This window comes from uncultured Pseudoalteromonas sp., assembly GCF_963922945.1.
In the GTDB taxonomy this organism is placed as follows: Bacteria; Pseudomonadota; Gammaproteobacteria; order Enterobacterales; family Alteromonadaceae; genus Pseudoalteromonas.
Genome location: NZ_CAWUKC010000098.1, coordinates 1 through 13235, shown reverse-complemented (window position 1 = coordinate 13235; position 13235 = coordinate 1). Strand labels below are relative to the sequence as shown.

At 34.7% G+C, this 13235-nt stretch carries 13 protein-coding genes; all 13 read left to right on the top strand.

From position 1 onward, the window contains the following. The coding region (locus AABI99_RS15950) for a polysaccharide biosynthesis tyrosine autokinase (RefSeq protein WP_338367076.1) at window positions 1–1173 on the top strand (1173 nt) is incomplete at its 5' end. Window positions 1174–1191: 18 nt separating this feature from the next. After that, on the top strand, window positions 1192–2202 hold the full coding sequence (locus AABI99_RS15945) for a sugar transferase (RefSeq protein WP_338367075.1): 1011 nt from the start codon (window positions 1192–1194) through the stop codon (window positions 2200–2202). Continuing rightward, on the top strand, window positions 2202–2948 hold the full coding sequence (locus AABI99_RS15940) for a glycosyltransferase family 2 protein (RefSeq protein ID WP_338367074.1): 747 nt from the start codon (window positions 2202–2204) through the stop codon (window positions 2946–2948). The genes AABI99_RS15945 and AABI99_RS15940 overlap by 1 nt, the downstream gene beginning before the upstream one ends. Then, window positions 2945–4012 carry a dTDP-glucose 4,6-dehydratase gene (rfbB, locus tag AABI99_RS15935; protein ID WP_338367073.1) on the top strand — a complete coding sequence of 356 codons (1068 nt, stop codon included), beginning with the start codon at window positions 2945–2947 and terminating at the stop codon, window positions 4010–4012. The genes AABI99_RS15940 and rfbB overlap by 4 nt, the downstream gene beginning before the upstream one ends. A 13-nt stretch (window positions 4013–4025) precedes the next feature. After that, window positions 4026–4889, top strand: a complete 864-nt coding sequence (gene rfbA, locus AABI99_RS15930) for a glucose-1-phosphate thymidylyltransferase RfbA (RefSeq protein ID WP_338367072.1) — start codon at window positions 4026–4028, stop codon at window positions 4887–4889. 6 nt (window positions 4890–4895) lie between these two features. Then, window positions 4896–5453, top strand: a complete 558-nt coding sequence (gene rfbC / locus AABI99_RS15925) for a dTDP-4-dehydrorhamnose 3,5-epimerase (RefSeq protein ID WP_338367071.1) — start codon at window positions 4896–4898, stop codon at window positions 5451–5453. After that, the gene (locus tag AABI99_RS15920; protein WP_338367070.1) at window positions 5453–6268 is read left to right on the top strand and encodes an SDR family oxidoreductase; all 816 of its coding nucleotides are present in this window, start codon (window positions 5453–5455) and stop codon (window positions 6266–6268) included. Before rfbC ends, AABI99_RS15920 begins: the two co-directional genes overlap by 1 nt. A gap of 3 nt (window positions 6269–6271) precedes the next feature. Then, window positions 6272–6877, top strand: coding sequence for a CatB-related O-acetyltransferase (locus tag AABI99_RS15915; protein WP_338367069.1), 606 nt, complete (start codon window positions 6272–6274; stop codon window positions 6875–6877). Beyond that, complete coding sequence (locus AABI99_RS15910; RefSeq protein WP_338367068.1) at window positions 6870–8030, top strand: hypothetical protein; 1161 nt, start codon at window positions 6870–6872, stop codon at window positions 8028–8030. The genes AABI99_RS15915 and AABI99_RS15910 overlap by 8 nt, the downstream gene beginning before the upstream one ends. Continuing rightward, complete coding sequence (locus tag AABI99_RS15905; protein ID WP_338367067.1) at window positions 8027–9271, top strand: hypothetical protein; 1245 nt, start codon at window positions 8027–8029, stop codon at window positions 9269–9271. The genes AABI99_RS15910 and AABI99_RS15905 overlap by 4 nt, the downstream gene beginning before the upstream one ends. Next, window positions 9268–10473, top strand: a complete 1206-nt coding sequence (locus AABI99_RS15900) for an oligosaccharide flippase family protein (protein ID WP_338367066.1) — start codon at window positions 9268–9270, stop codon at window positions 10471–10473. Before AABI99_RS15905 ends, AABI99_RS15900 begins: the two co-directional genes overlap by 4 nt. Then, complete coding sequence (locus AABI99_RS15895) at window positions 10464–11585, top strand: glycosyltransferase family 4 protein (protein ID WP_338367065.1); 1122 nt, start codon at window positions 10464–10466, stop codon at window positions 11583–11585. The genes AABI99_RS15900 and AABI99_RS15895 overlap by 10 nt, the downstream gene beginning before the upstream one ends. Before the next feature lie 209 nt (window positions 11586–11794). Further along, window positions 11795–12961 carry a nucleotide sugar dehydrogenase gene (locus AABI99_RS15890; protein WP_338367064.1) on the top strand — a complete coding sequence of 389 codons (1167 nt, stop codon included), beginning with the start codon at window positions 11795–11797 and terminating at the stop codon, window positions 12959–12961. The last annotated feature ends 274 nt before the right edge of the window (window positions 12962–13235 follow it).

Here is a 13235-nt window from a genome sequence, read left to right as displayed (position 1 = left end):
CGTAAATTTAAAAAAAATCACCCAGCATACCAAGGTATTGTTGAGCAAATTCAAGCGGTAGAAAAACAAAAAGACCAACTAATTGGTGAGGTAGGTAGCCTGCCCGAAACCCAACAAGAGCTACTACGCCTTAAGCGCGATGTTGAGGTAAGTAACCAAATATATACCTTGCTACTTAGTAAAACCCAAGAGCTCGACATAGTACGTGCTGGTACTGTGGGTAATGTACGCGTTATTGACTACGCCGAGGTAAACACCACAAAACCAGTTAAGCCTAAAAAAGCATTAATAGTGGTTATGGCAACTATGCTAGGCGGTATGTTGAGCGTTGCAATAGTACTTATACAAAAAGCCATGCACAAAGGGGTAGAAGACCCAAGCGAAATAGAAGCCATAGGCATACCTGTTTACGCAAGTGTACCCCACTCAGAGTATCAAGATAAGCTAACCGGCTTTACTAAAGCGCGTAAAAATAAAACCGCAAAAGCAAAAACCATACTTGCGCTTGATAACCCCGCAGACCTTTCAATAGAGGCATTACGTAGCCTACGCACCAGCTTACATTTTGCGATGATGGAAGCTAAAAATAACATTATTGCTATCTCGGGCCCAAGCCCTGGTGTGGGTAAATCGTTTATATCGGTTAACTTAGCCTCAGTACTCGCGCAAAGTGGTAAAAAAGTACTGATTATTGACGCCGATATGCGCAAAGGCTATTTGCAAACACAGTTTGGCTTAAAATGGGATGATGGCCTAAGTGATTACCTATCGGGCCGATTAAACCTAGCGCAAGTAACTAAAACAACCAAGGTTGAAGGGTTAAATGTAATTACCCGCGGGCAAATACCGCCAAACCCATCTGAGCTATTAATGCACTCAAACTTTAGTAAGCTGGTTGAAGAGGTAAGTGCAGCTTACGATATAGTAATTATAGATACACCACCAATACTTGCAGTAACCGACCCAGCTATAGTGAGCGCACACACCGGCACTACGTTATTAGTAGCACGCTTTGGCCAAAACCACTTGCGCGAAATAGACCTAACCCGTAACCGTTTTGAGCAAAATGGGATAGACGTAAAAGGCCTAGTATTTAACGGGGTAGTTAAAAAAGCCAGTAATGCATATGGGTATTATGGCTATTATAATTACGAATATAAGTCAGATAAATAAGTATAAGAAGAGAAGTATATGACTTTGAAAGTAGGCGATCCAGTTACAACAGACCAACCTTTAGATAATAGTTTAAAGGAATTGGAATCTATCTTCATAACAGAAAGTTTTAAATCTAAATCAGAGGCATTAAAGCAGAATACCATATATGTTTTTTGCCCAGAGGAATGTGCTAAAAAAATAACCACAATTATAGATGACTATTCATTCAATATTGTTATGAATGATTACGCGATAACTGATTTTACTAAAAAAGTTGTCTGTCATTACCAAAGTGCACACTTGACAAAGGAACAGCGAAAATTTCTGGTAAATGCAACAGAATGCGGAGCTTGGGTTGAGCCACTAGTTAGTTATTTGGATGATAGATTAAAATATACAGAGGTGCGCTTACTGCACAGTAGTTACTTTTTGCACCAAAAAGCGTTTTCAATATTATCAAATCAACGCACCCAAGTGGCTAAACGTTTTGTAGACGTATTTAGTGCTATTACTTTATTAATACTTACAATTCCATTTTCTTTGATTGCAGCGCTGCTCATAAAGCTTGAAAGCCCTGGGCCTATGCTTTTTAAACAAAAACGAACGGGGCAATATAATAAGGAGTTTGAAGTATATAAGTTTAGATCAATGCGTAATGATGCTGAAAAAAATGGGGCACAATGGGCTTCAAAAAATGATTCCCGCGTTACAAAAGTAGGTAAGTTTATACGTAAAACTAGAATAGACGAAATACCGCAGCTTATAAATGTATTACAAGGCACTATGTCAATAATCGGTCCAAGGCCAGAGCGTGAAGTGTTTATAAAAGACTTAGAAAAGGAAATCCCCTATTATCGTTTTCGTCATGCAGTTAAGCCCGGTGTAACGGGGTTAGCCCAAGTCAGTTACCCTTATGGTGCATCGGTTGAAGACGCTATATGGAAGCACAAGTACGATATTCACTATATTAAACACCACTCAGTATTATTAGATTTTAAAATATTACTTTTAACAGTAAAAACGGTCATTTTTGGTATGGGCAGGTAATGCAAGAGCCTCTAGTATCAGTAATTATGCCTGCGTACAATGCGGAAATATACATATCGGAATCCATTGAGTCGGTCATTACACAAAGCTATGCAAACTGGGAGCTATTGATAACTGATGATCACTCGACCGATAAGACTCAGCAAATAATTAATGAATATGCTACTAAAGATCCGCGAATAAAACTGTTCATAAATGAACAAAATGGGGGGGCAGGTGTTGCACGTAATAACTCTATTAAACAAGCAAGTGGACGATTTATTGCTTTTTTAGATGCAGACGATAAATGGTTACCAGAAAAGCTAACTAAACAAATTAGTTTTATGCTTACTAATAATTATGCATTTACTTTTACTGCTTACCAAAAGTTAGAGCAGGGCGAGCTGAGGGGGACGATTAAGCCCCCTGTGTTTACAACCTATAAGAAGCTACTAAGTAGTAATGTAATTGGTTGCCTTACTGCGGTATATGATACACAGGTATTAGGTAAGCTATATATGCCATTAATTCGCAAACGACAAGATATGGGGCTTTGGTTAAATATTCTAGAGCAAGTACCTAAAGCATACTGTTTAGAAGATGTTTTGGCTTTATATCGAGTTGATTCAGGTATGACTCAAAATAAATTAGAGATATTAAAGTGGCAGTGGCTATTTTACCGCAAAGTCAAGAAACTCAGTATATTTAAATCAGCCTATCACTTTGTTATTTATTCAGTTAAAGGTTTTTTAAAACATTCCACATGAAAATATTAGTTACAGGCGGTGCAGGCTTTATCGGTTCAGCTGTTGTCCGCCATATAATAAACAACACTTCAGATACAGTTATCAATCTAGATAAACTAACTTATGCAGGTAACTTAGAATCACTCAAAATTGTTGAAAATAATGAACGTTACTCTTTTGAGCAAGTTGATATTTGTAACCTTGAAGAGCTTGGTCGGGTTTTTAAATCGCATAAACCAGACGCAGTAATGCATTTAGCTGCAGAAAGTCATGTTGACCGTTCAATCACAGGGCCTGCCGAATTTATCCATACTAATATTGTAGGAACTTATAACCTTTTAGAAGCGGCTCGTGATTACTGGAATACATTGAATGACGATGATAAAAAAGCGTTTAGGTTTCATCACATCTCAACTGATGAAGTATATGGTGATCTCCCACACCCGGATGAGCAAGAAGGTGAACTTCCATTATTTACTGAACAAACATCTTACGCACCAAGCAGCCCTTACTCAGCAAGTAAAGCGTCGAGTGACCATTTAGTTCGAGCATGGCTTCGCACGTATGGCTTTCCAACGATTGTCACTAATTGTTCGAATAATTATGGGCCTTACCACTTTCCAGAAAAATTAATACCTCTCGTGATACTTAATGCACTAGAAGGAAAAGAATTACCTATTTATGGTAAAGGCGACCAAATACGTGACTGGTTATACGTAGAAGACCATGCACGCGCTTTATATAAAGTAGTGACCGAAGGTGTTGTTGGAGAGACCTACAATATAGGCGGGCACAATGAAAAGCAAAACTTAGAAGTAGTTCAAACTATTTGTGAAATTTTAGATACCTTAGTACCGAAAACGGCCAAGTATGCCGATCAAATTATATATGTAAAAGATCGCCCCGGTCATGATAGACGCTATGCCATCGATTCAACAAAAATGAGTAAAGAACTTAATTGGAAGCCTATAGAAACATTTGAAACAGGGCTCCGTAAAACAATTGAATGGTACTTGTCTAATCAACAGTGGTGCAAAAACGTTCAGGATGGCTCTTATCAGCGTGAACGGCTTGGCGAATTATAAAAGGAGCAATTTAATGAAAGGAATTATTTTAGCGGGTGGTTCAGGTACCCGCTTACACCCGATTACAAAAGGTGTATCGAAGCAGTTACTACCTATTTACGACAAACCAATGATTTACTACCCGCTTTCAGTTCTAATGCTAGCCGGTATTAGAGAAATACTAATAATTACAACACCAGAAGAACAAGAAGGGTTTGTTCGTTTGTTAGGGGATGGTTCCCAGTTTGGGGTAGAGCTATTTTTTGAAGTACAAGAATCTCCTGATGGCTTAGCACAAGCCTTTATTATTGGAGAATCTTTTATTGGTAAAGATAATGTGTGCTTAGCTTTGGGGGATAATATATTCTTTGGTCAGTCATTTGGAAAACAATTAAAGAGTGCAGCACAAAACTTATCTGGGGCTACTGTTTTCGGCTATCAGGTAATGGACCCTGAACGTTTTGGGGTTGTAGAGTTTGATGACAAATTTAAAGCTTTGTCAATAGAAGAGAAACCTAAAGAACCAAAATCAAACTGGGCTGTAACAGGGTTATATTTTTATAATAATACAGTTGTAGATATTGCTAAAAATGTAAAACCCTCATCACGTGGAGAGCTAGAAATTACTTGTATCAACCAAGCCTATCTAGATCAAGAAAAACTTAATGTCGAGCAGTTAGGACGAGGCTTTGCATGGTTAGACACAGGCACTCACGACTCATTACTTGAAGCATCACAGTTTGTACAGACGGTAGAAAAAAGACAAGGTTTTAAAATAGCGTGTTTAGAAGAAATTGCTTTGCATAATGGTTGGTTAACTAAAAAGCAGGTAAGGGATATAGGCAGCGCATTGTGTAAAACGGGTTATGGCCAATATTTATTAAACATCACTAAGTAATCAAATATGAATGTAATAAAAACGAAAATTAAAGACTTGCTGATTATTGAGCCAAATATTTTTGGTGATGATAGGGGTTTTTTTTACGAAACATTTCAAGCTGAACGCTACAAGCAAATTGGAATTGATTTAAGCTTTGTGCAAGATAATCGTTCTCGTTCATCAAAAGGTGTTTTAAGAGGGTTACATTTTCAGAAAAACAAACCCCAAGGAAAGCTTGTTACTGTAACAGACGGTGAGGTATTTGATGTAGCTGTCGACTTGCGACCTAAATCAGAAACATTTGGTCAGTATGAAAGTATTCTATTGACAGGTGAAAATAAATTACAGTTTTACGTTCCTCCAGGCTTTGCCCATGGTTTTTGCGTAATAAGTAATACAGCTGATTTCCAGTATAAATGTACAGACTATTATGACCCTAATGATGAGAGTGGTTTACTTTGGAGTGATAAAGAATTAAAAATCCAATGGCCTATAAGTACTCCATTGTTATCAGAAAAGGATAAAGTACAGCCAACTTTTAACGAAATAAAAAAGCAGCTGATTAATGGATGGAAAAAGTAATGGCACTTTATACAGTTTTTGGTGGTAGAGGGTTTATAGGATCTGAGATTGTTAAACAGTTGAAAAGTTTAGGGCACGATGTTTTTGTGCCAGAAAGAAATGATGAGCGCATTTTCAATCAGGATCTGGGATGCATAATATATTGTGCTGGTTATGGTGATTGTAGTAAGCCTTTCGATGTGCTTGAAGCAAATGTATCTTTATTAGCTAGCGTTCTTCAAATGTGTCAGTTTGATAGATTACTATATATTTCATCTACACGAATATATATGAATCAAAGAAAGACAGAGGAAAAGACAGATCTAACTATTTGTGCAAATGATAATCGGCGACTTTTCAATTTGACTAAGCTTGTTAGTGAGGAGTTGTGTTTAAAAAGTGAGCGCGACATTATAATCTTGAGGCCTAGTAATGTTTATGGCCTCACGTTAACAAGCCCACTATTCCTGCCATCGATAACTAAAAGTGCCATCGTTGACAAAATGGTTGATATGTATATATCAAAAGACTATGCAAAAGATTATGTCTCGGTTTTTGATTTAGCGGATTGCTGTATAAAGATTGCAGCATTGCCTGTTTTAAATCATCGTATATATAATATAGCAAGTGGCTACAACATTACAGCTCATGAAATCGCGAACATTTTACAAAATAAGACCGGATGCAAAGTAAACTGGCATGAAACTCTAGGCGATGATTATTTCCCAGTAACTAATATAGATCGACTTGTTAGTGAGGTTTCTTTTAAACCTAGTAATATGCTTGATGATCTTGAATTGTTAATTGATAAATTTAAAGCAGAACTAGGTTCATAATAGATGTATATTTTTAAATTAGTAATTAAAAAAATTTATACTTTACTTATAAAACTATATTTAATGATTTTTAAGAATGACATTAAAATAGGTAGAGGTGTTTACATAGACCGCGAATCAAGTTTAATGGGGCACAATTTAATTAATGATTATTCAAGGCTTATTTCGGCAAGTTTAGGTGAATACTCATATGTTTCACCCTTTTGTATACTAATCGATACTAAGGTTGGGCGCTACTGCTCAATAGGGCCGGGTGTAAAAATCGGCTTGGGCTTGCACCCTATTAATGAATTATCTACCTCTCCTTATATTTACAATCAAGTGCTATTTAAAAAACGAAGAAAAGAGGATTTTTCGCCTGTAGAAATTGGGCACGATGTATGGATTGGGGCTAATGCCTTGATTATGGGGGGTATAAGAGTGGGCATCGGGGCTGTTATTGGGGCGGGCGCTGTAGTAACAAAAGATGTGCCTGACTATGCAGTGGTAGTTGGTTGTCCTGCAAAAGTAATAAAGAAAAGGTTTTCAGAAACTAAAATACAAGAACTTATCGATTCAAAATGGTGGGAAGAGAATTTAGACGTCATCAAAGGGATGAATAATGAGTAGATATATTGTTATAGGCTCTTCTAATGTTATATTTACACACTCATATTGTCTCGGGCTTAATGATAGGTCTTTACTTTCTGGGTATATTGATACTGGTAAGCATAGTATAAAGTACCCTAGCTACTTAAAAGAAATTAATACGCTACGTTTATATAACAACTTTGAAGTTGGTAAAGTTAGCTTCAAAAGAAGACTAATAAAATCTGCAAAATTGTTATTGAAGATACTTCGATTAGATCAAAGTAGGCTTGTTACTAATTTAATTAATAACCATAGTATTGAAAAAGTAGATAGAAAAAAAAGAAGTGAAATTGAGAGCTTTCTTGAAGAAGAAAATATTAATAATTTTTTATACCTTTGGAGTACAACAGTAAAAGATGAAAAGACAATTATTGATGATATATATCCAAATAATAAAAGTGTTTTGATAGTTAATACATATCCAGTTAGATCAAACAATCGACTTGATGAGAATTGTGATGAGTATTCAAGGGATGCCCAGTATTTCAATTCGTTTGATAGACTATTAGTACCAACCATATTAATGAAGGATTTACTCTGCGACAAATGTTTTGTTGATAAGACAAGGATCACTGTTATGCCAGACTACCTTCATCCTAAGATGTATCCTACGTCTATATCTGCTGAAAACTTAAATAAAAGAGAAAATAAAAAAATAGTTTTTTTAGGTACGACAAATTTCTCAGAAAGAACAATAGATGATATATCCTCCTTAGTTAGAGAGTTAAGCAATAGCAATATTGAAGTGCATTTACAAGGTGACCCTGCCAAGTCATCTAAAATGATAAAATATTTTTTGCCTTTTGATTATGATGAGATCATAGCTGGCAAACTTTCGCACTACATTAAAGACTTTGATGGGGTGCTTGTTGCTTATAATAACTTGAATAATGCTAGAAGTAATATAAGTTATCCTACTAGATATGCATTAGGACTACTTTCCAACAGACCTATATACATGAAAGAAGGTGTTTTTAAAGCTATAGAGAATAACGATATAATTACAACCTATACTTCTACTGATGATTTAGTTGAAAAAATAAAGTCTCAAGAGGTTTCAAATAAATATGATCGTGATCACATAAAAGATAAGTTTAATATGTTAATAGACGCTGTGGTAGGTGATACTTGATAGCAAATAGAAATATTTTTGTATTCATATCTTTAATCGTAGTATTTTCATTGTTTTACTTCAGTTATTCGAATTTGGTTGGTCCTAACTTTGGCTACATGGGGTTTAAAAATAAATTTTCTTTCGACAACTTTCTTTTAGCCTTGTTTTTAATTTTTAGTGTGGCTTTTTTTATAGCTATGCTTAAAAGTGACTTTGATAAGTACATATCTTCACTATTATTTGTGTTTGTAACCGCACCAAACTTAGTTATTTCTTGCTTCATGGAAACTAACGCAACAATAGTAGCCTGGTCAGCACTATGTGTCCCATTAACTGTAATATTTATCAATATACTTCCAGTATTCAAAACCAAAACAGTTCCCTTATTAATACAACAAAAATTCTTGTGGAGTAGCTTAATATTTTTATCGTCATTAGTTTTCGCCGCTCATGGCTTGAAATTAAACTTTGACGTATTTATGTTAAAAAATATATATGAGCTTAGGTTGGAGTCTCGAGAGTCAAGTACAAAGGCATCTGTTTATGCTTATTTTACACTTGCTAAGGTTATTTGTCCTGTTGCTATAATTTGGGCAATCGATAATAAAGATAAATTTATGGCTTTATTTTCGGTATTAATACTTACTTATTTATATATGACAACGGGGCATAAGTCGGTTTATTTCAGTGTTTTTATAATCCTTGCATTCATGGTTGGTAAAAATACGCACTACTCAAAATTACGATTGTTTTTACTGGGTATAGTGCTACTTTTTTGCTGTTTGAGGATTTTAAGTGATTTTTTAGGTTTTACACTGCTTGAGTCTTTATTTATAAGGAGATTGTTTTATATACCGGCACTTTTAAATATTTACTTTTTTGAATACTTTAATGACTTAAAGTTATTGTATTCAGGGTCCTTTTTAAGTTTATTAATAGACTATCCTCTTGAAAGAGTACCAGCAAGAGAAATCGGTTTCGTTTATTTTAATAGCGAGGATATGAGTGCAAATAATGGCTACTTAAGTGATGGTTTCGCCAATTTAGGGTCTGTTGGTATAGCTATTTCAATATTTGTTACTTCTTGGGTTTTCAAGTTTTTTAAAGCGTATCATGTTTCCCCAAAATACTACGGTTTAATTTTTGTAACTTTCTATGCGTTTCAAGGTAGTGGCTTAAGTGCATCTCTATTTACTCACGGTGTTTTACTTTTAACACTCCTTATACCTTTTTTCTTAAGGGGTGAAATAAAAGAGTGAAAAATTCTTTATTCTTTATAACTTCTAAAGCGCTTTCGCTTCTTTTAGTTTTTTTATGCACCGCACTAATAGCCAGAGAGTTAGGACCATCTGATTTTGGCTTATTTACTGAGATAAAAGTTTATATATCTGTAGTTTTTATTGTTTCTTTATTTGGCAATGATGCTCATGTTATCTCTTTAATGGGTGAAGAAAATGATAAAGAGAAAATATTTACTATTATATTAGCTAGAATAAGCTTATTTATAATACTTTGCATTCCTGGTTACTTTCTCTTTGATTTTAGATATTTCTTGGCTTTATTTTTAATGTATTTTTTTCAGCTTTTTAATTTAAGTTTTTTAAAATTAAGTGCATCAAAAAAAGGTAAGGTGTTTTTTTCTTTTAATGTGGTTGCATTTTTAATTGTTTTACTTTTAGGTGGGGTTTCTGAATTTTATCACTACAGTTTATATCTTTATTTTATTCCTTTTTACTATTTTTTACTTTTTATCTTGCCAATTAAGCTTTTTGCAAACTGTATCTCTTTAGTGAATTTAGCTGTTTTTTTTAAATATACAAAATTAATATTTATGGAAGTTTGGCCTCTTATTCTTTCGTCTCTTTTAATCTTTTTTTATACAAAAATTGATTTTATTTTGATTTCTCATTTTTTACCACCAAAAGAGTTAGGTATTTACAGTGTCGCAGTTCAATTGTCAGAGCCCTTTTCATTTGTTATATCAGCATATGCGACATCAATAATTTCTGATTTAAACCTTATAAAGGGAAACGTTCTAGAAAAATCACGCTTTATTAGTCACAAGTTACGATATATTCATGGGTTTGTATTTTTTTTTTTAGTATTCTACTTTCTGTTTGGTGATTTTTTGATAGAAACATTTTTCGGTAACCAGTATGAAAGCTCTTATAATTTTCTTCTTATTTTGATATTTAGCAAGCTTTTTGTATTTTCAAATCTTTTTTTTAGTGTGATTATGGTTGTAGAAAATAATTATTTAGCTAGGCTAAAAAGGATCTTTATTAGTATGCTAATTGCTATACTCATAAGTATTATTTTAATACCAAACTATGGTCTATATGGTGCTGCTACTAGTGTGGTGTTATCACAATTAATAGCGATAACTTTTGTTAATGCTTTATCTAGACAAACTAAAGATTATTATATGATCTTTGTTAGGAGTTTTATATTTTGGAAGTAGTACATATATGTAATAACTATGTCGGTACAAAGGTCCATCTCAATCAGATTGCTAGCCTTGCAAATAAACAACCAAACTTAGTTCAAAATGTTATAATACCCGTATATGACCCAGAACATAAAAAAATCAATAATATTGAAGTCCGAGGCGTTTCACTTCATTATGAGGTGTTTAACTTAGGCTTGCTTAAGTATTTCCCGTTAATAAAGTTACTCTACGTTTCGGTTTTTTTGTTGTTAAAATACAATAACCTTTTAAAAAATGCTGACGTGGTATTTGCCCATACGTTATGGACGAATGGCTTCCTTGCTTATTTGTCAAATAAGCTTTATAAAGTAAATTATATTGTTGCAGCCAGAAGTAATGATTACCATACCTTTCTAAAGTTTTTGCCTCACTATAGGTTCATTATTAGAGCTATCACTAACAATTCAAATAAAGTGATTTTTATAAGCAATGTTTATAAAAGAAACTTTATCCAAAGCTACCCTCGAGTCTTTAAAGGCGTATCTTCAACAGTTATACATAATGGAATTGATAAATTTTGGATCGAAAAAGCAGCCCAGCCGCTAAAAGCTAAGGATAAAAAAAGTGAGGTTTTATTTGTTGGGCGTTTTAATAAGACAAAAAATATAAATTTGGTTTTAGATACGATTGTAGAGGTCAGAAAGTTATTTCCTGAAGTTAGTTTAAGAGTAGTCGGAGGCGAGAAAGATGAGCTTTTGTCTTTACTTAATTACAAAAAACTTCCGAGCTGGGTACAAGTTGAAGGGAAGGTTAATAAAGAAAAACTATACAGCCTTTATAGTCAGTCCTTATGTTTATTTGTTCCCTCAGTTCAAGAAACATTTGGTTTAGTATATATTGAAGCTTTAGCTTCTGGCTGCCCAGTAATACATTCTGTAAATGAAGCTATTGATGGGATCTATAGGTGTGACTCGAATGTTTTGGCTGTAAACCCTCATAGTCTTACCGAGATGACTGAAGCAATAATTCAATGTATACATAACTCCTTTGATTTTGATAGGAGTGATATAATTGATAAATTTAGCTGGGAAACTTTTTCTTTAGAGATAACTAAAGTACTCTATAGCTTTTATCCTGAAAACTAATTTATTGATATACATATGTGTAGTTTTGTCCGGGCTAAGGTCAATAGATAAATTTTTTAAAAACTAGCATTATACGTTAACTATTCCCAGCGCTTCTTTTAAAGGACACTTTCCAACTTTTATTGGTGCCATATTGTTTTGATGGTTGGTATAGCTTAACTCTGATAATATTATTTTTTTAACCACTAACTTAATCTTAAAGGATTAACATGAAAATTGCCGTGGTAGGTACAGGCTATGTAGGCCTTTCGAACGCTATGCTTTTATCGCAACACAATGAGGTGGTTGCACTTGATATAGATGAGCAAAAAATAGCGTTATTAAACAATAAACAGTCACCTATTGTTGATACCGAAATAAGTGAGTTTTTAACGCGTGATGACTTAAACTTTACAGCCACTACCGACAAAGCTGCCGCTTATAAAGATGCTGATTACGTAATAATAGCAACGCCAACCGATTACGACGTTGAAACAAACTACTTTAATACCAGCTCGGTTGAAGCTGTAATTAAAGATACGATGGTGCATAACCCTAATGCGGTTATGGTGATTAAGTCGACTATTCCGGTTGGCTTTACGGCTGATATTAAAAAGCAATTAAACGCTGACAACTTGATATTCTCTCCTGAGTTTTTACGTGAAGGCAAAGCGCTTTACGATAACTTACACCCATCACGTATTGTTGTAGGTGAGCAAAGCGAGCGCGCAAGTATTTTTGCTAACTTACTTAAGCAAGGTGCAATTAAGCAAGATGTTGACGTGCTATTTACTGACTCAACAGAAGCTGAAGCAATTAAGTTATTTTCTAACACTTACCTTGCAATGCGAGTGGCTTACTTTAATGAGCTAGATAGCTACGCAGAAGCACACGGTTTAAATAGCAAGCAAATTATACAAGGCGTAGGCCTAGACCCACGTATTGGCAGCCATTATAACAACCCGTCGTTTGGTTACGGTGGCTACTGTTTACCAAAAGACACTAAGCAGCTACGTGCTAATTACCAAGACGTACCAAATAATATTATTGGCGCGATTGTAGATGCAAACACCACTCGTAAAGACTTTATCGCAGATTCAATTATTAAGCGTAACCCTAAAGTGGTAGGTGTGTACCGTTTAGTAATGAAAACAGGGTCTGATAACTTTAGAGCCTCTGCCATTCAGGGCATTATGAAGCGTATTAAAGCCAAAGGTATTGAGGTTGTTGTATTTGAGCCAGTGCTTGAAGAAAACGAGTTTTACCACTCGCGCGTTATAAAAGACTTAAATGAGTTTAAGCAGATATCGGATGTAGTGGTTTCTAACCGTATGGTAGAAGAGCTTAGCGACATTGCAGATAAAGTGTACACACGCGATTTATTTGGTAGTGATTAATAAACAAAGGTTAAAGACTCAAGGTTAAAGACTGAAGGTTAAAGACTGAAGGTTAAAGACTTAAGGTTAAAGGCTTGAGGTTAAAGACTGAAGGTTAAAGACTGAAGGTTAAAGGTTTAAGGTTAAAAACCTAAGGTTAAAGGCTTAAGGTTAAAGACTGAAGGTTAAAGACTTAAGGTTAAAGGTTTGAGGTTCAAGGCTGGAGAGTAAAGAGAGTAGGTTAAAGGGTGTAGGGTAAAGAGTTTAGGTTAAAGAGTGGAGGGTGGGGGGGGGG

Excerpts from the sequence above, each read along its gene's own strand:
- AABI99_RS15945 (WP_338367075.1), top strand. The coding sequence starts at position 1,192 with ATGACTTTGAAAGTAGGCGATCCAGTTACAACAGACCAACCTTTAGAT.
- rfbC (WP_338367071.1), top strand. The coding sequence starts at position 4,896 with ATGAATGTAATAAAAACGAAAATTAAAGACTTGCTGATTATTGAGCCA.
- AABI99_RS15940 (WP_338367074.1), top strand. The coding sequence starts at position 2,202 with ATGCAAGAGCCTCTAGTATCAGTAATTATGCCTGCGTACAATGCGGAA.
- rfbA (WP_338367072.1), top strand. The coding sequence starts at position 4,026 with ATGAAAGGAATTATTTTAGCGGGTGGTTCAGGTACCCGCTTACACCCG.
- AABI99_RS15920 (WP_338367070.1), top strand. The coding sequence starts at position 5,453 with ATGGCACTTTATACAGTTTTTGGTGGTAGAGGGTTTATAGGATCTGAG.
- AABI99_RS15915 (WP_338367069.1), top strand. The coding sequence starts at position 6,272 with ATGTATATTTTTAAATTAGTAATTAAAAAAATTTATACTTTACTTATA.
- AABI99_RS15910 (WP_338367068.1), top strand. The coding sequence starts at position 6,870 with ATGAGTAGATATATTGTTATAGGCTCTTCTAATGTTATATTTACACAC.
- rfbB (WP_338367073.1), top strand. The coding sequence starts at position 2,945 with ATGAAAATATTAGTTACAGGCGGTGCAGGCTTTATCGGTTCAGCTGTT.
- AABI99_RS15890 (WP_338367064.1), top strand. The coding sequence starts at position 11,795 with ATGAAAATTGCCGTGGTAGGTACAGGCTATGTAGGCCTTTCGAACGCT.